General features: G+C 52.9%; 18 protein-coding genes and 1 tRNA gene. 8 read left to right on the forward strand and 11 right to left on the reverse strand.

Translation table 11 applies throughout. The features are described 5' to 3' along the window. Positions 1-7 precede the first annotated feature (7 nt). From F3J30_RS05550 to prmB, 5 genes are read right to left on the reverse strand one after another with little or no spacing between them, the layout of a single operon-like run. The gene (locus F3J30_RS05550; protein ID WP_166716457.1) at positions 8-553 is read right to left on the reverse strand and encodes an elongation factor P hydroxylase; all 546 of its coding nucleotides are present in this window, start codon (positions 551-553) and stop codon (positions 8-10) included. Then, on the reverse strand, positions 553-1,362 hold the full coding sequence (locus F3J30_RS05555) for a sulfite exporter TauE/SafE family protein (protein ID WP_014071151.1): 810 nt from the start codon (positions 1,360-1,362) through the stop codon (positions 553-555). Before F3J30_RS05555 ends, F3J30_RS05550 begins: the two co-directional genes overlap by 1 nt. After that, on the reverse strand, positions 1,362-2,186 hold the full coding sequence (gene mepA / locus F3J30_RS05560; protein WP_014071152.1) for a penicillin-insensitive murein endopeptidase: 825 nt from the start codon (positions 2,184-2,186) through the stop codon (positions 1,362-1,364). The genes F3J30_RS05555 and mepA overlap by 1 nt, the downstream gene beginning before the upstream one ends. A gap of 2 nt (positions 2,187-2,188) precedes the next feature. Further along, positions 2,189-3,274, reverse strand: coding sequence for a chorismate synthase (aroC, locus tag F3J30_RS05565; protein ID WP_014071153.1), 1,086 nt, complete (start codon positions 3,272-3,274; stop codon positions 2,189-2,191). Positions 3,275-3,334: 60 nt separating this feature from the next. Continuing rightward, positions 3,335-4,267 (reverse strand): 50S ribosomal protein L3 N(5)-glutamine methyltransferase, encoded by a 933-nt coding sequence (prmB, locus tag F3J30_RS05570; protein ID WP_041162095.1) that lies wholly within the window; start codon positions 4,265-4,267, stop codon positions 3,335-3,337. Positions 4,268-4,412: 145 nt separating this feature from the next. Between prmB and smrB the strand changes: the two genes are divergently transcribed. Then, entirely contained in the window at positions 4,413-4,964 is a 552-nt protein-coding gene (smrB, locus tag F3J30_RS05575) for an endonuclease SmrB (RefSeq protein ID WP_014071154.1), read from the forward strand. A 37-nt stretch (positions 4,965-5,001) separates the two neighbouring features. Here the strand turns inward: smrB and sixA are convergent, their stop codons facing one another. From sixA to F3J30_RS05595, 4 genes are all read right to left on the reverse strand, one after another. Continuing rightward, positions 5,002-5,487, reverse strand: coding sequence for a phosphohistidine phosphatase SixA (sixA, locus tag F3J30_RS05580; protein ID WP_166716459.1), 486 nt, complete (start codon positions 5,485-5,487; stop codon positions 5,002-5,004). Positions 5,488-5,696: 209 nt separating this feature from the next. After that, positions 5,697-7,844: a fatty acid oxidation complex subunit alpha FadJ gene (gene fadJ / locus F3J30_RS05585; protein ID WP_166716461.1), complete on the reverse strand. Its 2,148-nt coding sequence runs from the start codon at positions 7,842-7,844 to the stop codon at positions 5,697-5,699. After that, the gene (gene fadI, locus F3J30_RS05590) at positions 7,844-9,154 is read right to left on the reverse strand and encodes an acetyl-CoA C-acyltransferase FadI (protein WP_166716463.1); all 1,311 of its coding nucleotides are present in this window, start codon (positions 9,152-9,154) and stop codon (positions 7,844-7,846) included. The genes fadJ and fadI overlap by 1 nt, the downstream gene beginning before the upstream one ends. Positions 9,155-9,392: 238 nt before the next feature. Then, on the reverse strand, positions 9,393-9,677 hold the full coding sequence (locus tag F3J30_RS05595) for a YfcZ/YiiS family protein (RefSeq protein ID WP_014071158.1): 285 nt from the start codon (positions 9,675-9,677) through the stop codon (positions 9,393-9,395). A gap of 371 nt (positions 9,678-10,048) precedes the next feature. Here F3J30_RS05595 and fadL point away from each other — a divergent pair, with 371 nt between their 5' ends. Continuing rightward, the gene (gene fadL / locus F3J30_RS05600; RefSeq protein WP_014071159.1) at positions 10,049-11,395 is read left to right on the forward strand and encodes a long-chain fatty acid transporter FadL; all 1,347 of its coding nucleotides are present in this window, start codon (positions 10,049-10,051) and stop codon (positions 11,393-11,395) included. Positions 11,396-11,439: 44 nt separating this feature from the next. Here the strand turns inward: fadL and mlaA are convergent, their stop codons facing one another. Next, positions 11,440-12,192: a phospholipid-binding lipoprotein MlaA gene (gene mlaA, locus F3J30_RS05605; RefSeq protein ID WP_014071160.1), complete on the reverse strand. Its 753-nt coding sequence runs from the start codon at positions 12,190-12,192 to the stop codon at positions 11,440-11,442. Positions 12,193-12,506: 314 nt separating this feature from the next. Between mlaA and F3J30_RS05610 the strand changes: the two genes are divergently transcribed. From F3J30_RS05610 to ypdK, 5 genes are all read left to right on the forward strand, one after another. Further along, positions 12,507-13,436, forward strand: coding sequence for a formate/nitrite transporter family protein (locus tag F3J30_RS05610; RefSeq protein ID WP_166716465.1), 930 nt, complete (start codon positions 12,507-12,509; stop codon positions 13,434-13,436). Between the two features lie 75 nt (positions 13,437-13,511). Continuing rightward, positions 13,512-13,583, forward strand: a tRNA-Arg gene (locus tag F3J30_RS05615). A 119-nt stretch (positions 13,584-13,702) separates the two neighbouring features. Beyond that, positions 13,703-14,179, forward strand: coding sequence for a WbuC family cupin fold metalloprotein (locus F3J30_RS05620; protein WP_166716468.1), 477 nt, complete (start codon positions 13,703-13,705; stop codon positions 14,177-14,179). A gap of 308 nt (positions 14,180-14,487) precedes the next feature. Further along, positions 14,488-15,408 (forward strand): kdo(2)-lipid IV(A) palmitoleoyltransferase, encoded by a 921-nt coding sequence (gene lpxP, locus F3J30_RS05625; protein WP_166716699.1) that lies wholly within the window; start codon positions 14,488-14,490, stop codon positions 15,406-15,408. A gap of 340 nt (positions 15,409-15,748) precedes the next feature. After that, positions 15,749-15,820, forward strand: a complete 72-nt coding sequence (gene ypdK / locus F3J30_RS22725) for a membrane protein YpdK (protein WP_099458937.1) — start codon at positions 15,749-15,751, stop codon at positions 15,818-15,820. 68 nt (positions 15,821-15,888) lie between these two features. On the opposite strand, the gene alaC is transcribed toward ypdK, so the two are convergent. Continuing rightward, complete coding sequence (gene alaC, locus F3J30_RS05635) at positions 15,889-17,112, reverse strand: alanine transaminase (RefSeq protein ID WP_014071223.1); 1,224 nt, start codon at positions 17,110-17,112, stop codon at positions 15,889-15,891. Positions 17,113-17,498: 386 nt separating this feature from the next. Here alaC and F3J30_RS05640 point away from each other — a divergent pair, with 386 nt between their 5' ends. Then, on the forward strand, positions 17,499-19,196 hold the full coding sequence (locus tag F3J30_RS05640) for a sensor histidine kinase (protein WP_014071224.1): 1,698 nt from the start codon (positions 17,499-17,501) through the stop codon (positions 19,194-19,196). The last annotated feature ends 9 nt before the right edge of the window (positions 19,197-19,205 follow it).

Raw genomic sequence — 19,205 nt, forward strand, 5'->3', positions numbered from 1 at the left:
TCCTCAATTAAAGATCTTCCGGCCACGGGAAGCATTCCGCCGTCATCTCCGGCGTGTGGTAATAATTCTGTAAAGCCCTGATCAGAGTCGCCGGGCGTGCCGGGATCCCTTTTTCAAGGTATTCCATCACCTGCGCATGAACGCGGCGCTGGAAGACAATACGGTCAGGCTCGAAGTCGCCTTCGAGGTTGTCACAGCTGACGTTAAACGGGAATCCTGCCGCTACGCACAACAGCCATTCCAGTGCCTGCGGCTTCACTTCTACATCTTCAAACTGCCCCTGCGTCGCGGCGTCGCGTCCGTCCGGGCAGTACCAGTAGCCGAAGTCCACCAGCTCACGACGCGCTTTCCCCGCGATACACCAGTGCGAGATCTCATGCATCCCGCTAGCATAAAAGCCGTGCGCGAACACAATACGGTTGTACGGGATCTCTGCATCAGCAGGAAGATAGATCGGTTCGTCGTCGCCTTTAATCAGACGGGTATTAAATTCAGCGGCAAAACAGCCGTCAAAAATCTCAATCAGCTGTTCGTAATTATGCTTACTGTCCATTAGTTCATCCCCAACCAGTGGAGGATCTCCTGTCCATGGCTATCATAAAGAAGCTTGGCACTCATCACCGCCGACACCACAACAATCATCGGACGGATCAGCTTCTGCCCTTTGCTTAACACCAGACGCGAGCCTGCGCGCGCGCCCAAAAATTGCCCTGCCATCATCACAAACCCGGTCGCCCAGATAACCTTTCCGCCAATGATGAACAACAGCAAGCCACCTACGTTGGAGGTTGCATTGAGCACTTTGGCATGGGCAGTCGATTTGGCGAGGTTAAATCCGGCCAGCGTGACGAACGCTAATGCATAAAATGAACCCGCGCCTGGCCCGAAGAAGCCATCGTAAAAACCGACACAGCCACCCGCGATCAGCGCAAACGGCAGGCCATGCAGGCGACGCTGTCTGTCTTCTTCACCGAGTCGCGGCATCAGTAAAAAGTACAGGCCGATACAGATAACCAGAATGGGCAGGATCTGGCGCAAAATGTCAGACTGCACGTGCTGAACCAGCAGTGCGCCTGACGTAGAGCCGATAAAGGTCATCAGGATATTCAGTTTCTGATCGGCAAGATTAACCACCTTACGGCGGATAAAATAGAGCGATGCGGACAGAGAGCCGCCACAGGCCTGGAGCTTATTGGTTGCCAGTGCCTGAGCAGGGTTCATGCCTGCGGCCAGCAGGGCCGGAACCGTCAGTAAACCGCCCCCACCCGCCAGTGCATCAATAAACCCGGCTAACATAGCGACAAAAAACAGCACCACCAGCAGCGTGGGCGACACCATAAACAGATCGACGAAATTATCCATCAGAGTACATGCTCATCCAGTAGCGCCTGACAGGAAGGCGGCAACGGAGGCGGTGTCTTCTTCTCAGGCTTAGAGGTTCCAGGTTTTGCAGGTTCAAACCAGCTTTGCAGTTCCGCGCCACAGCCATCGCCTGGCGGTGGTAACGGCTGATCTTCACATTCAAGACTGTTTGCCGGGCAACGCAGACGGACGTGCATATGCGCACGGTGCTGGAACCACGGGCGCACTTTACGCAGCCAGTCGCGATCGGTGCCAGCATCCAGGCAGAGCTGCTGCTTAATGGCCGGGTTTACAAAAATCCGCGTGACGTCGTTATCTTTCGCCGCCAGCTTAATCATGCTGGAGACATCCTGTGACCAAAGCGAGGGCACAACGTTTTTACCGCTGCTCGCGACCAGATCCAGTGCCTGCGGTTTCAGCAGTTGTGCGGAGCTCCAGCGCGCTTTCGGCAGTTGCAGGAAGATATCGACATCCAGTCCGGTCTGGTGGCTGGCGTGTCCACCGTTGAAGCGGCCACCGGCAGGCATTCCCATATCGCCGATGAGCATGGTTCCCAGCCCCAGATTGTGCACCTGGTTGCCCAGACGCTGAATAAACAGCACCAGGTCCGGGTGGCCAAAATAGCGGCGCTGGTCAGTACGCATCACCTGATAGGTGTCTGATTGCAGAGGCAACTCTTGTGCACCAACGATACAGCCGTTCGAAAACGCCCCGATAGACTGCGCACTTCCCGCCACCGGGTGAGTGATTTTTTGCCACGGCGTAGCGGCCAGACTGGCTCCACTGGCGAGTAACGCCAGCAGAGCAATTGCGGTTTTTTTCATGTTTACCAGCGTGGAATGGTGGTCGTCACATCCGCATTCTGCGCGCGCTGGCGCAGGAAGTGATCCATCAGCACGATCGCCAGCATCGCTTCGGCGATCGGCACTGCGCGGATCCCCACGCACGGATCGTGACGGCCTTTCGTGATCATCTCGACTTCTTCACCAGAGCGGTTAATCGTATGCCCCGGCACGGTAATACTGGAGGTCGGTTTCAGCGCGATGTTAGCGACAATCTGTTGCCCGCTGCTGATCCCGCCGAGAATACCGCCCGCGTGATTGCTCTGGAAACCGTCTTTCGTGATTTCGTCGCGGTTCTGGCTGCCACGCAGGGCCACCACGCCAAAACCGTCGCCAATCTCAACACCTTTCACCGCATTAATGCTCATCATCGCGTGGGCGATATCAGCGTCAAGACGGTCAAAGACCGGCTCGCCCCAGCCTGCAGGAACGCCATCAGCCACGACGGTCACTTTGGCACCGATGGAGTCGCCCTCTTTTTTCAGGCCGCGCATCAGTTCGTCCAGTGCTTCCAGCTTATCAGCATCGGCGCAGAAGAACGGGTTTTGTTCAACCTGCTCCCAGTCTTTGATCGCCAGCGGAATATCGCCCATTTGGGTCAGGCAACCGCGGATAACGACGCCAAATTTTTGTGCCAGGTATTTTTTCGCAATAGCGCCTGCGGCTACGCGCATCGCGGTTTCACGCGCGGAAGAACGACCGCCGCCGCGATAATCGCGAAAACCGTATTTTTGCTCGTAGGTGTAGTCGGCGTGGCCCGGACGGAATACGTCTTTGATAGCGCCGTAGTCCTGGGAACGCTGATCGGTATTTTCAATCAGCAAGCCAATGCTGGTGCCGGTGGTACGGCCTTCGAACACGCCAGAAAGAATTTTGACCTGGTCCGGCTCGCGACGCTGCGTGGTGTAGCGAGAGGTACCCGGGCGACGACGGTCAAGGTCGTGCTGTAAATCGGCTTCGGTCAGTTCGATGCCCGGCGGTACGCCATCAACGATACAACCCAGTGCCAGCCCGTGCGACTCACCAAAGGTGGTCACGCGGAATAATTGTCCAATACTGTTTCCTGCCATCACGGCTCCGCTGTCGTTATTTGTGTTTGAGCGTTGTGAAACGGGCCGAAGCCCGCTGGATTAATCTTTATAGATGCTGAAGTGTTCGCGCGCGTCGAGAAGCTGCGCTTTGGTCAACATAAAGACGCCATCACCGCCGTTGTCGAACTCGAGCCAGGTGAACGGCACATCCGGGTACTGCTCTATCAGATGTACCATGCTGTTGCCGACTTCACAAATCAGAACACCATCGTCAGTCAGATAATCCGGCGCGCAGGCCAGAATGCGACGCGTCAGCTTCAGGCCGTCAGAGCCTGATGCCAGACCCAATTCCGGCTCGTGGCGATACTCATTTGGCAGATCGGACATGTCTTCTGCATCTACATACGGCGGGTTAGTCACGATCAGATCGTACTGGAGCGCAGGCAAATCACGGAACAGATCGGAACGGATCGGCGTCACGTGATGGATAAGCCCATGTTCTTCAATGTTGTGCTCGGTCACGGCCAGCGCATCGGTGGAGATATCCACGGCATCTACTTCCGCTTCCGGGAAGGCATAAGCGCAGGCAATAGCGATACAGCCGCTGCCGGTACACATGTCCAGAATATGCTGCGGCTGGTGATTAATCAGGCCATCGAAGTGGTTGTTGATCAGCTCACCGATCGGCGAGCGCGGCACCAGAACACGTTCATCAACATAGAATTCGTGGCCGCAGAACCAGGCTTTGTTGGTCAGATAGGCAACAGGAATACGTTCGTTAACGCGACGGATCACGCGCTCAACGATGCGATGCTTTTCGCTAGAGGTGAGACGCGCGCTGCGCATGTCTTCAGGGATATCCAGCGGCAGATAGAGGGACGGCAGCACCAGCTGAACAGCCTCATCCCACGGGTTATCGGTACCGTGACCGTACCAGATATTCGCGGCGCTGAAGCGGCTAACCGACCAACGCAACATGTCCTGTATGGTATGCAGCTCGTTTACTGCTTCATCGACAAATATTTTATCCACTCTTTCCTCCAGGGCACGCTCGCATAATTTTCGGCGGCTAGTTTGCCATGAAGACGGCGATAAATCAGCAATGACGCTTACTGCTTGAGGTTAAAAAATGCGTTTAGTCAGGTACACTATTGGAAATAAGAGATGAGACAGGCTAATGAAAAAGAAAACAACGCTCAGCCAGGAGGATCAGTCGCTCTTCCGTCAACTCATGACCGGAACGCGTCAAATCAAGCAGGACACCATTGTCCAACGCCCGATGCGCAAGAAAGTGACCGAAGTTCCGGTTAAACGTTTATTGCAGGAACAGGCTGATAACAGCCACTATTTTTCGGACGAGTTTCAGCCGCTGCTTAATACGCAGGGCGCAGTGAAGTATGTGCGTGAAGACGTCAGCCACTTTGAGCTAAAAAAATTACGTCGGGGAGATTATTCACCGGAATTGTTTCTCGATCTGCACGGGTTAACCCAGATGCAGGCGAAACAAGAGCTGGGAGCATTAATTGCCGCATGCCGTCGGGAACATGTATTTTGCGCCTGCGTGATGCACGGCCACGGTAAACACATTCTTAAGCAGCAAACGCCTTTATGGCTTGCTCAACATCCGCACGTAATGGCATTTCATCAGGCACCAAAAGAATACGGCGGTGATGCCGCTTTACTGGTGTTGATTGAAGTGGAAGAGTGGCAACCGCCGGAACTGCCGTGACAGACTGGCGGGTAGCCCCGCCAGAAAGCATGTCAGGTCAGATAGCTTTCGCCATCTTCAGATTGCACGGACTCATTTGCCAGTTAAAGACCCCTTTGCCCGTTTCGTCGAGTGTTACGTTAGCAATGGCAGAAGTCGTAAACATCGGTGGCGTTTCGCCCGGGCACAGTTCAGATACCAGATAGCCAACCAGAGGCAGGTGGGAAATGATCAGCGCAGAAGAGACGCCCTCATTGCACAGCGCCTGAAGATACGCGCTCACAAGGCCAACATCGCCGCACGGCGTAAGTTCTGGGAGAACATCAACGTTGGACGGCAGGAGCATACACTCACCCACCACTCCCAGTGTCTGTTCTGCACGCAGGAACGGACTCACCAGAACACGTTCGATGTCCACTTTTTGACCTTCAAGCCAGGTAGCCATTTGACGAGATTCGTCGCAGCCACAGAGAGTCAAAGGACGTACTGAGTCACTGGCGGCATCGAGTGCCGCGTCGCCGTGACGCATGATAAAAACTTGCATATTGCACCGCTTTTGTTAACCAGAATCACCAGCGCTGACTACCCGGGATGACGCTATAGAGGTAGAAAACCTGGTGGCCGGGCATTGTGCCTGATCCATTCGGTGAATGAAACGCTGTTTTTTACCTCATTGGCGTAAGTATAGTCAATCTCTGTTTACAAATTCGCCAAATCAGGTTCATTCAACTCAGGATTTACCCTTCTTTGACCTCAACTTACGAGGCCAGTTTCCCTTGCAGACCAAAAAGTTTGGCCGCGTTCTGCCATTTGCAATAATTCGTCACAGGGTGTAAACCGCGGACCATATTGCGTGGCAAGGCGTTGCAGAGTGGCAACCACTTCACCCGCTCCCAGTGTATCCATATAACGGAACGGGCCGCCAAGGAACGGCGGGAAACCGATACCAAAAACAGCACCTATGTCACCATCACGTGCGCTTTTGATTACCTGCTCACCAAAGCAGCGCGCTGCTTCATTAAGCATCATCATCACACAGCGTTCAGCACACTGAACCGCCGACAGTTTTCCCTGCCCGGTTGCCGAAATAAGCCCATAAACCGAAGGGTCGACCTGTTTCTTGCTTTTACGCCCTTTCTGCGCGTAAAGATAGAAACCGCGTTCATTTTTTCTGCCTTTGCGATCGTCCTTCAATATTACGGAAACAATGTTTGCAGGCGGGCTAAAACGATCTCCATATGCGGCTTCCAGCACTGGTATAATTTTAGTGCCGGTATCTATTCCTACCTCATCCAAAAGTTGGATTGGGCCAACCGGGAAACCAAACTTGACCAGCGACTCGTCAACATGTTCGATCTTCTCCCCTTCCGTCAGTAGCCGCATCGCCTCATTTATATAAGGCGCAAGAATACGGTTAACGTAGAAACCGGCTTTATCGGCCACCACAACCGGCGTCTTGCCCTGCATTTTGGCAAGCTTCACGACGGTAGCGATGGTCTGCGGGCTGGTCGTGGCGTGTGGAATGACTTCTACCAGCGGCATTTTTTCGACCGGACTAAAGAAATGCAGGCCAATCACCTGTTCAGGGCGAGCAGCGTGCTCCGCAATATCACCAATCGGTAGCGACGAGGTGTTAGAGGCAAAAATGGTATGGGGTGCGCAATACTGCTCTACATCTGCCACCATCTTTTGCTTGAGCGCTAAATCTTCAAATACCGCTTCAATAACAAGGTCACGGTGGGCAAACCCGCTGTAATCCGTCGTCCCCGAAATCAGCGCCAGCACTTTGTCTCGCTCACTAGCCTTTATATGGCGGCGTTTGACCTTTTGATCAAGCTGCTGCCAGCTGTATTGCAGCGCATGATTAATCCCTTTCGGGTTGATGTCTTTGATACGCACGGGCAATTTGCCTTTGCTGGCGGTCACAAAGGCGATACCACCGCCCATCAGCCCACCACCCAACACTCCCACAGCGCGCAAAGATGCAGGTTCAGCGTCACTGCCCGGATCTTTTTTCACATCGGTGCTGGCAAAGAAGATGCTGCGCAATGCCTGAGACTGCGGCGTCATCGCCAGTTCACCAAAGGCTTTTGCTTCAGCGGCATACCCACTGCTGCTGCCGTGCGCCAGACCGGTTTCAATCACTTCCAGAATGCGTGTGGTTGCCGGATAGTTACCCTTCGTTTTTTGCGCTGTTTTCTTACCGACCATACTGAAAAGTAGCGCGCGCCCAAGCGGGCCCGCCAGGATACGCTCACGTACCGGCAGATGACGTTTGGCCTGACGCCCTTTCAGCGCCCGTTCAACAGCGGCTTCCAGTAATATCGAATTCGGTACAACCTCATCCACCAGACCCGTTTTCAGCGCCTGACGCGCACGAAGTTGCTTGCCGGTTAAAATCATCTCCAGCGCCGTACTCACGCCGACCAGCCGTGGTAAACGCTGCGTGCCCCCCGACCCCGGTAACAGCCCAAGCTGCACTTCGGGTAAACCTAAAACGGTTTTCGCATCGTCGGTACATATCCGGCTGTGACAGGCCAGGGCAAGTTCCAGCCCACCACCGAGACACGCCCCGTGAATAGCCGCAATCACCGGAACAGACAACGCGTGGATCTCGGCCATCACCTGCTGTCCCTGCCGCGCCAGCTCTTCCGCTTCCAGGGCATTATTCGCGCGGGCGATCATGTTGATATCCGCCCCGGCAATAAAGTTATCCGGCTTGGCCGAAATAAAGACCAGCCCACGAAGCTCTTTATTTTCGCGGATCTGCTTTAACATCACCCGCACCTGAACACCGAACTCGGCCTTCAGGGTATTCATCTTTTCGCCGGGGACATCAATTGTGATAACAGCGACGTTATCGGGGCGAATATTGAGCGTAAATGCCGATGTCATGTCCATTATTCAGCCTCCAGAACCATTGCCGCACCCAACCCACCCGCTGCACAGGCAGTCACTAACCCGAATCCACCACCGCGACGACGCAGTTCGTGTAATGTCTGGGTGATCATTCGCGCGCCCGTGGCGGCGAAAGGATGGCCATAAGCAATAGAACCACCCAGCACGTTAAATTTGCTTTCGTCCACTTCGCCGGTGGCGTTTGCGCGCCCCAGAACCTCGCGAGCAAATCTGTCGCTTGCCAGAAGCTGCACGTTAGCCAGGGTTTGTGCGGCAAAGGCTTCATGCATATCAATGAGCGTCAAATCCGCGAGCGTTAGCCCCGCGCGCTCCAGTGCCAGCGGCGTAGACCAGGCTGGGCCTAACAGCATGTCCTGCCAGACATCAATGGCCGTGAACGCATAGCTGCGCAGATAACCCAGCGGTTTTATGCCCAGCTCTCTGGCACGGGATTCGGTCATCAGGATCACGGCGGCGGCGCCGTCCGTCAGTGGCGTACTGTTGGCGGCGGTGACGGTGCCATGTTTGCGATCAAATGCCGGGCGGAGTTTCGCGTAATCTGCCAGCGTCGAGGTGCCACGAATATTGTTATCTTCCGCAAGCGGTTCGCGGTAAGGCGGGATATAAGCGGTCATCACTTCGTCGGCCAGTTTACCTTCAGACCAGGCTTTTGCGGCCAACTGGTGTGAACGGTGTGCCAGCGCATCCTGCTGTTCACGTGTGATGCCATAGGTTTTCGCCATCTGCTCGGCGGTATCGCCCATGCGCAAACCGGTCGAATACTCCGCCACGGCAGGCGGTACAGGCATCAGATCGCGTAAACGCAGGCGTGAGAAGAGTTTGAGTCGCTGCCCGGTAGTACGGGCTTTATTGACGTCCACCAGAATGCGGGCCAGCTTTTTACTGACTCCGATGGGCAGTACGGAAGAGGAGTCGGCACCGCCGGCAATGCCCGCGCGGATTGTACCGGCCATCAGGCTTTCTGCCACGTTTGCTACCGCCTGGAAACTGGTGGCACACGCGCGGCTGACGCTATAAGCATCGGTATGCACGTTCATACCGGTACCCAGGACAATTTCACGCGCAATGTTGGGGGCTTCCGGCATTTGCACGACCTGGCCGAAAACCAGCTGTTCAATAACCTCAGGCGGTATTTCGCTGCGAGCCAGCATCTCCCCCACCACCATTTTTCCCAGATCGACCGCCGGGATGCCGTGAAACGCCGTTGCCTGACGCGCAAACGGCGTACGCAACCCGCTGACAATGGCGATGCGGTCACCATGTCGGGTGATAAGCGGTAATGCCTGACTCATAACACTCCCCTGTAAAAATTCATGCTCAACGCAAAGTGGTCTGACCTGATAACAGTCTTAACCATTTTTTTACATTCAGCCAATCGGGGAAACGAAAAAGTGCGAGCTAAAACACAGAGAAGAAAAAGAAAATGCCCCTGGAGGTAAAAGCAAAACGGTAACCCGAAGGTTACCGTTTTTAGTGTTTGCACCCTCTCCCGTGGGAGAGGGTTGGGGTGAGGGCACCAGACCGCAGGAATTAACGCAGGCCCAGCTGGAAGATCAGCGTTTCTGCTTCACAGGCGAACACAAAGTCGATATCCAGCTGCACGCCGCCTTCTACTTCTGTGAAGGTTGATTTGATGTCGCACGGTTCGGACTCAACATCGCGCGCACGCTTAGTCAGCGCAGCCAGGGTTTCTTCAGCGTCGGTACGGTTAGTGAACACACGGCTGTAGGAAGCGGTGCAATCGGTGTTGTCCATGATGGTACCAACATCCATACAGCAGCAAACCGGGGTTTCATCAGCACTGCATTTACTCATAGTAGCTTTCCTCTGTATTCGCGCCGGGCGCGAGATAAACACGTTGCCGATATTTTACGCCCCGATGACCAGGTGCTCCAGCCGTTAATGGCGCAAAATGGGATAAGTGACCAATATCACGCTTAAAAATGATCTAAGACAAAAATCACCCTTTTGGGTGAGCCGGGATGGTCACATTTTTGCCAAGCAGATCCCGTTTCAAGAAACATATTGGAAAAATTTAATAAACAAACTTGCAACATTACATCTGGTCAGACCTATACTCACGCCACTGGTCTGATTTGTATGTCTTAACACAGACCCTACACTTCGCGCTCCTGTTACGGTATGTAACAAATTTTGAATAAAAATAACTCAATGAGGTTATGGTCATGAGCCAGAAAACCCTGTTCAAAAAGACTGCGTTAGCAGTTGCAGTGGCAATCGTCTCAACGTCCGCCTGGTCAGCGGGCTTCCAGCTTAACGAATTTTCTTCCTCTGGCCTTGGCCGCGCGTATTCCGGGGAAGGTGCAATAGCGGATGATGCAGGTAACGTGAGTCGTAACCCTGCGCTTATCACGATGTTTGATCGTCCGGCCTTCTCTATCGGTGCGGTTTATATCGACCCTGATGTTAACGTCACCGGCAAATCCAGCTTAACCGGACAAAGTGCCAACCAGGACAACATTGCGCCAAGTGCATGGGTTCCTAACATGCACTTTGTTATGCCAATCAACGATCAGTTCGGTTGGGGTGCATCCGTGACCTCCAACTATGGTCTGGCAACGGAGTTTGGCGAAAACTACGGTGCCGGTATTTATGGCGGTAAAACCGACCTGCAAACCGTTAACCTGAACCTGAGCGGTGCCTATCGTCTGGATAGCAACTGGAGCTTCGGCTTAGGCGTAGATGCTGTTTACGCAAAAGCGAAGATCGAGCGTTACGCCGGCTCTCTGGGCCCACTTCTGGCAGGGCAACTCAATGGCAGAGTTCCGCCTTCTTATCTGGACGGGATCAGCTCCCCTGATGACCAAATCGCCCACCTGAAAGGTGACGAATGGGGCTTCGGCTGGAACGCGGGTATCCTGTATGAACTGGATAAAAACAACCGCTGGGGCCTGACCTACCGTTCAGAAGTGAAAATTGACTTCGACGGCGACTATAAAAGCTCCATCAACCCGAACCTGAGCACCATTCTGGGTAATATGGGTCTGACGGGCCTTCCGGCGGGTACCGGCGGGCGAACCGAGAACGGTTCTCTGTCACTGCATCTGCCAGAAATGTGGGAAATCTCCGGTTATAACCGTGTAGCACCACAGTGGGCTATCCACTATAGCCTGACCTACACCAGCTGGAGCCAGTTCCAGGAGCTGAAAGCCACCGGTGATAACGGCCAGACGCTGTTCTATAAAGATGAAAGCTTCAAAGATGCTTATCGTATCGCGCTGGGTACAACCTACTACTACGATAAGAACTGGACTTTCCGTACCGGTATCGCGTTTGATGATAGCCCGGTTCCGGCCGACAAGCGTTCTATCTCCATCCCGGACCAGGACCGTCTGTGGCTGAGCGCCGGTGCGACTTACGCATTTAACGATGACGCGTCAATCGACGTTGGCGCATCTTATATGCACGGTCAGAACGTGAACTTCACCGAAGGTGAAGGCGCGGCGGCTTACACCTTCCACTCAGAAGGTAAAGCCTGGCTGTTCGGTACGAACTTCAACTACAAGTTCTAATCGCGCAGAGTTCAAAAAAGGTGAGCATTGCTCACCTTTTTTATTTACTGCGAATCGATATCTTTTAATTCGTTTTCGATTGCCTTCGCGTTTGGATTCTCTTCCGGCTTCAGCTTGCCGCCATTGGCAATAAAGTCGTGATTCTGGAAGTACGCTTCACGCACCATGATGTACGGATCGGAAGACTGGCGCAGCAGACCGTCGGAATCCAGCAACTGAGCGCGGGTTTCAATACCTTCAACCGTCCATTTCCCAATTGATAGTGGCCACGTCAGCCACGACAGCACCGGATACAACGTATCGACCATATCGCCGCCATCATCACGGATAGTAAAACTGCCGTAGAATGGCAACTGCATATACGGACCGTAACCCACGCCATAGCTGCCCAGAGTACTACCAAAGCGGTGTGGCTGTTCACGTTGCAGTTTCTGGTTCGCCATACCTGCAACATCAATAAAGCCGCCCATACCCAACAGGGTGTTCAGGAAGAAGCGGGTGAAGTGCACCATACCCTGATACGGATCGCCTTGCAGGAAGAAGTTCACCATCACCGCAGGCTCTTCCAGGTTACTGGTGAAGTTGCTCAACCCGTTACGTGCAGGCTGTGGAACATAATCGCGCCACGCAACCGCAACCGGACGAACCACATAGGGATCCAGCACGTTGTAGTTAAAGTTGTACATGGTGCGGTTAAACCCTTCTAAAGGATCAGAGCGCCCAGTTTGCTCGCCCGAGCTTGCACAGCCCACGAGCAACGTAGTGCCCAGCGCAAGCGCCGACAGCCGAAGTTTCATAAATATCTCCCTGTTCAGTATGGCTATCGTTGATTGCCATCCGTAACGGAGCGTCTGACGCCCCGCCTGTAAACGTGCAAGTGATTGTAACAGCACGCTTACCGATGTCCACGCACACAATTACGGGCAGTAATCACCGTCACTCTGATCTCAGCATAGCCTGGCTTTTTGATTTCGTTTCGTTGCCAATTTTATATTGGCTTTGAAAGAGATGTATCACCTTTGTTGCCATTGTCAGGAATTTAAGAGCATCCCCACAGGTAAACCAAGAAAAATCGCTACCCTTAACAGAAAGTCCCTTATCCGGAGCGATTATGAAAGAAATTGGCGAAGAAAAAATCGGTGAGCAGAATGGCGACCATGAAGTCGAGAGTGAGGAAAAAAGCCGCGGAGAAAAGATAGAAGTTGATGAAGACCGTCTGCCTTCCCGGGCGATGGCCATCCACGAGCATATTCGCCAGGACGGGGAAAAAGAACTGGAACGGGATGCCATGGCCCTGTTGTGGTCGGCCATTGCCGCAGGTTTATCGATGGGCGCATCGCTGCTGGCGAAGGGGATTTTTCATGTTCATCTGGCGGATGTCCCCGGCGGATTTTTACTGGAAAACCTCGGGTACACGTTCGGCTTTGTTATCGTCATTATGGCCCGCCAGCAACTGTTTACGGAGAACACTGTCACAGCCGTGCTCCCCGTGATGCATAGCCCTACCTTCGGGAATGCCGTCCTGCTGTTACGCTTATGGAGCGTGGTGTTACTCGGAAATCTTATCGGCACGGGTGTTGCGGCCTGGGCCTTTGAGTACATGCCGATATTTGATGAAGCCACCCGAGACGCATTTGTGAAAATCGGTATGGATGTAATGAAAAACACCCCTGCTGAGATGTTTGCGAATGCGATTATCTCCGGCTGGATTATCGCCACGATGGTCTGGATGTTCCCCTCTGCGGGCAGTGCGAAACTTGTGGTGATTATCCTGATGACCTGGCTTATCGCGCTCGCAGACACCACACACATTGTGGTGGGCAGCGTCGAAATTCTGTATCTAGTCTTTAGCGGCACGCTGCACTGGAGCGATTTTTTATGGCCTTTTGCGCTTCCGACGCTGGCAGGCAATATCAGCGGCGGGACGTTTATTTTTGCCCTGCTGAGCCACGCACAAATCCGCAATGACATGTCCAACAAGCGTAAAGCCGAACTTAAGGCTCGGGAAGATAATGAAAAATCGGCAAAAAAAATGGACTGAATGGCGACTCTTTGAGCAGTCAGGCGGCGATGAGCTTAACGCAAAGTGTAAATAAGGCTATACTCGTGCCGCTTCGTCCCCTTAGTTAAATGGATATAACGAGCCCCTCCTAAGGGCTAGTTGCAGGTTCGATTCCTGCAGGGGACACTTTAACTTCCCTCTAAAAACCTAATACCCATCAAAGTACTTTCCGCAGATCCGCACATTCACTTACACTCTTCAGCACTTTCCAGAAACCGTTACTGAACTCACCTCAGGCGACTTACATGAAACAAATTACCGTCAGCGATCTGAAGCAACAAAGTGAAGCAGCTGCAAACTCCCCCCGCTTACGTGCCCACCGCAATTTTCATCCGGAGCTGAGCGACCCCGTACAGCGTCTGGCCATTGCGATGGAGCCTGGCACTTATGTGCGTCCTCATCGTCACCCGCATACATTTGAGCTGCTCATCCCACTCAGTGGGCGTTTTGTGGTGTTGAATTTTGACGACAACGGAAACGTTACGCGTCGCGTGGTGTTAGGCGAAGAGTGCATGGCGCTTGAGATGGAAGCCGGCACCTGGCACGCAGTGCTATCGCTGGATAATGGCGGGGTGATCTTTGAAGTTAAACACGGTGGCTATCAGCCCGTTGCTGCTGAGGATTTCGCCGCCTGGGCCCCCGCAGAAGGCGAAACCGGGACCACAGAACTGATGGACTGGTATAAACACGTGCAACCCGGTGCGCGCGCGTTTAACCAATAATCCCGCAGCAAGAAATAGCCCGCATGAATCTGAAAGTTTTGTTACTGCGGGCTATTTTATGAACAAAAAATGCGCCCCTTGCCCAGCCAAAGCAAGCACGTCCAGATTTGCCGCTTTTTTAATCAAAAACGATCAATAGCACATATCGTATAAGGGTGCTACATTACGCCGCCAGCCAACATCGGCAGTGGACAGGTGACGCCGTAAAGTTCGGTAAAGCCTGCAACCATCACCTCAATATATGGTCTTATCGGCACGACGTATCGCGATGTCTGCGCTACCTTTACTGGCTTCATATAGGTTTTACTATCTTGTCTCAATCCAAATTTGAACGCGCGTTTTTACACCCGCGTTACTGGTTTACCTGGTTTGGTCTTGGCGTCCTCTGGCTGTTGGTTCAACTTCCTTACCCTGTACTTCGTTTACTGGGTTCGAAACTGGGCAGCGCATCGCGTCACTTCCTTAAGCGTCGTGAATCTATCGCCCGCAAAAATATTGAGCTTTGCTTCCCTCAGTACAATGAGCACGAACGCGAAAAACTCATTTCCGAAAACTTCAAATCTATTGGTATGGCGCTGCTCGAAACCGGTATGGCCTGGTTCTGGCCTGATGAGCGAGTGCGAAAATGGTTTGACGTTGAAGGTCTGGATAATCTGAAACGCGCGCAGGCGCAGAACCGTGGCGTGATGGTGGTAGGTGTCCACTTTATGTCACTGGAACTGGGTGGCCGTGTCATGGGTCTTTGCCAGCCAATGATGGCAACCTACCGTCCGCACAACAACGCGCTGATGGAGTGGGTACAAACGCGCGGGCGTATGCGTTCCAATAAAGCGATGATCAGCCGTAATAACCTGCGTGGCATGGTAGGCGCTCTGAAAAAAGGCGAAGCCGTCTGGTTTGCCCCGGATCAGGATTACGGACGTAAAGGCAGCAGCTTTGCCCCATTCTTTGCAGTTAAAAACGTTGCGACCACCAATGGTACATTCGTGATTTCGCGTCTGTCAGGCTCAGCCATGTTGACCGTAACAATGGTGAGAAAAGCGGATAAGTCGGGCTATCGTCTGCACATTTCCCCGGAAATGGCTAACTACCCGGAAAACGAATGCGAAGCCGCTGTGTTTATCAACAGAGTGATCGAGAAAGAGATCATGCGTGCACCAGAGCAATATCTGTGGATGCACCGCCGCTTTAAAACCCGCCCGCTTGGCGAATCCTCGCTCTATATCTAAGCCCTTTTAAAAGGTTAGTTTCACTAAGAAACTAACCTTTTCAATCACCTGTAATTACGCTGAGTAACTGTTTTTTTTTCACGTCGCTCAACGGGAATTTATTGCGTGTTGAAATCAAACTGTCGCCGTTCCACGACACTCGTAAGTATCGGAAATTATTTAAAAAAATCCCTCTTGTCACCCCCCATATTTAGGCGTACATTAGCGCCGTCTGGCAACAGGAAAGCACAGAATTCTGAGCTGAAGTTAGCGGCTTTGTAAGCGGCTCAATTCCAGTTCTCTAACATCAGGTGGACTCTGTTTTTCAATGCGTACCATAAGATACGCGGAGCGATGAAACGTGAAATATTTCTTTATGGGCATTTCGGTGATTGTTTTAGTCTGGGCCGGAACCTTTGCTCTCATGATCTAGCAAAGTGAATGCAGTCAAAAAAAACAGGAGCCATTGGCTCCTGTTTTTTTATGTCATCACAAGCTGGCTTACTCGCTGCCGCTCTTCGATGTAAGAAGCCCATCAGCACGGAACATGCTCTTAATCCCTCTCACCGCCTGGCGAATACGATCGCTGTTTTCGATCAGCGCAAACCGTACGTGGGTATCGCCATACTCACCAAAGCCAACGCCCGGGGAGACACAGACTTTCGCGTCGTGCAGCATCTTTTTGGCAAACTCCAGCGACCCCATCGCCGCATACGGCTCAGGGATTTTTGCCCAGACATACATTGACGCCTTCGGCATTTCTACCATCCAGCCCGCCTCATGCAGCCCTTTGACCAGCACATCGCGGCGGCGTTTATACTGCGCAGCAATGTCTTTCACACACTGCTGGTCGCCTTCCAGCGCGGCAATTGCCGCCACCTGCAACGGGGTAAAAGTACCGTAGTCGTGGTAGCTCTTAATGCGCGCCAGGGCATTCACCAGCGTTTTGTTACCGACCATAAAGCCAATACGCCAGCCGGCCATATTGTAGCTTTTGGAAAGAGTGAAGAATTCGACTGCCACATCGCGCGCACCAGGCACCTGCATAATTGAAGGTGCTTTCCAGCCGTCATACACAATATCGGCATAGGCTAAATCGTGAACCACCAGCACGTCGTAACGTTTTGCCAGGGCGACCACTTTCTCAAAGAAGTCGAGTTCAACGCACTGCGCCGTTGGGTTTGACGGGAAACCGAGGATCATCATCTTCGGTTTTGGATAACTTTCGCGGATAGCACGTTCGAGTTCGTTGAAAAAGTCTACGCCTTCCACCAGCGGCACAGAGCGAACCTGCGCACCGGCAATCACCGCCCCGTAAATATGAATGGGATAGCTCGGGTTTGGCACCAGAACGGTATCACCGTGATCCAGGGTTGCCAGCATCAGGTGCGCCAGCCCCTCTTTCGACCCGATGGTCACAATGGCTTCGCTTTCAGGATCGATATCGACCTGATAGCGATCCTGATACCAACGGGAGATCGCACGACGTAAACGAGGAATACCGCGGGAAGTCGAGTAGCCATGCGTATCAGGACGCTGGGCAACCGTACATAATTTTTCGACAATATGCGGTGGTGTAGGGCCGTCAGGGTTACCCATGCTGAAATCGATAATGTCTTCGCCGCGCCGACGCGCAGCCATTTTCAGTTCAGCAGTGATATTGAAAACATAAGGGGGTAAACGATCGATACGCGTAAAACGGCGTTCAGGACTGGAGTCAGCCATAAGTTCCTCAGATTCACGTTAGCGCCCGGACCGTCCGAGCGACGCTGCCACGTATGTGGCGTGCTTAGAAAATAACCTGAAAAAAAACGTGCTGTCGAGAGGGAAAATAAAAAAAATATTTCCCGCTAAAATGGGAATGCTGCTGCGCGTAAAAGCGGAACAGTAAAGTCTAAATACGCATTTTTAATACCTGTTATTTAACACAATGATATCAAATACGTTACCTTCAACCTGCCACAGGCGATACACCCGGCACGATTCAGGAATCTTTTATCAATCCCCTTTGTAAATTATGGTTTTTCCCCATTTGATAAAGCAGATGGATAGCTGGTCATTAGGTGCCAGGTTTTTTATCATAGTTTTTTCCCGATTTCCCAGGTTCACCCGTGCACGAAATATTCGATATGCTCCTGGCGGTTTTTGACCGCGCGGCATTAATGCTGATCTGCCTGTTTTTCCTGATCCGCATTCGCCTGTTCCGCGAGCTTTTACATAAATCCGCCCACTCGCCCAAAGAGCTGCTGGCCGTCACGGCCATCTTCTCGATGTTCGCCCTGTTCAGCACCTGGTCTGGCGTCCCGGTTGAAGGCTCGCTGGTTAACGTGCGCATCATCGCCGTTATGTCCGGCGGGATCTTATTTGGCCCGTGGGTGGGAATTATCACAGGCCTCATCGCAGGGACACATCGTTACCTGATTGATATTGGCGGCGTTACCGCCATTCCCTGCTTTATCACCAGTATTATCGCCGGGGTACTTTCCGGTTGTATCAACCGCAAAATCCCGAAAAAGCAGCACTGGCGCGCGGGGATCATCGCCGGTATGGCGTGTGAAACATTGACCATGATCCTGGTGGTCGCCTGGGCGCCTACCACGGATCTGGGGCTGGATATTGTCTCGAAAATCGGTATTCCGATGATTCTGGGTAGCGTCTGCATCGGCTTTATTGTGCTGCTGGTACAGAGTGTCGAGGGTGAGAAAGAGGCCAGCGCGGCACGTCAGGCCAAGCTGGCGCTCGATATTGCCAACAAAACGCTGCCTTTGTTCCGTCATGTCAATGCCGAGTCATTGCGCCAGGTCTGCGATATTATCCGCCGCGATATTCACGCCGATGCCGTCGCGATCACGAATATCGATCACGTGCTGGCCTACGTGGGTGTGGGTGAGCATAACTATCGCGACAACGATGACACCGTTAGCCCCACCACCCGACAGGCGATTAATTACGGTAAAATCATCATTAAAAACAATGATGAAGCCTACAGAACCCCTGAAATTCACTCTATGCTGGTGATTCCGCTGTGGGAGAAAGGCGTGGTGACCGGCACGCTGAAAATTTACTACTGCCATGCGCACCAGATAACCTCTTCGCTTCAGGAGATGGCTATTGGCCTGTCGCAAATCATTTCGACCCAGCTTGAAGTCTCCCGCGCCGAGCAACTGCGCGAGATGGCAAATAAGGCAGAGCTGCGCGCGCTGCAAAGTAAAATTAATCCCCATTTCCTGTTTAACGCGCTGAACGCGATTTCTTCGTCCATCCGCCTGAATCCAGACACCGCACGCCAGCTGATTTTCAATCTGTCACGCTATCTGCGCTACAACATCGAACTGAAGGACGATGAGCAGATCGACATCAAAAAAGAGCTGTATCAGATTAAAGATTACATCGCCATTGAGCAGGCGCGCTTTGGCGACAAGCTGACGGTCATCTACGATATCGATGAAGAGGTTAACTGTGTGATCCCAAGCCTGCTGATCCAGCCGCTGGTCGAAAACGCCATTGTTCACGGTATTCAGCCGTGTAAAGGCAAAGGCGTGGTGACCATCAGCGTGGCAGAAAGCGGAAACCGCGTCCGCATCTCCGTGCGTGATACCGGCCACGGCATTGATCCCAAAGTGATTGAGCGCGTTGAGTCCAACGAAATGCCCGGCAATAAGATTGGGTTACTGAACGTGCACCACCGCGTCAAACTGCTGTATGGCGATGGGCTGCATATTCACCGCCTTGAGCCAGGCACTGAAATCGCTTTTTACGTCCCGAATGAACGCTCACCCGTTCATGCGCCGACATCCCTGTTGCCGTAGGCAGGAGTA

Origin of the sequence: Enterobacter sp. Tr-810, from assembly GCF_011752765.1 — a bacterium.
In the GTDB taxonomy this organism is placed as follows: Bacteria; Pseudomonadota; Gammaproteobacteria; order Enterobacterales; family Enterobacteriaceae; genus Enterobacter; species Enterobacter soli.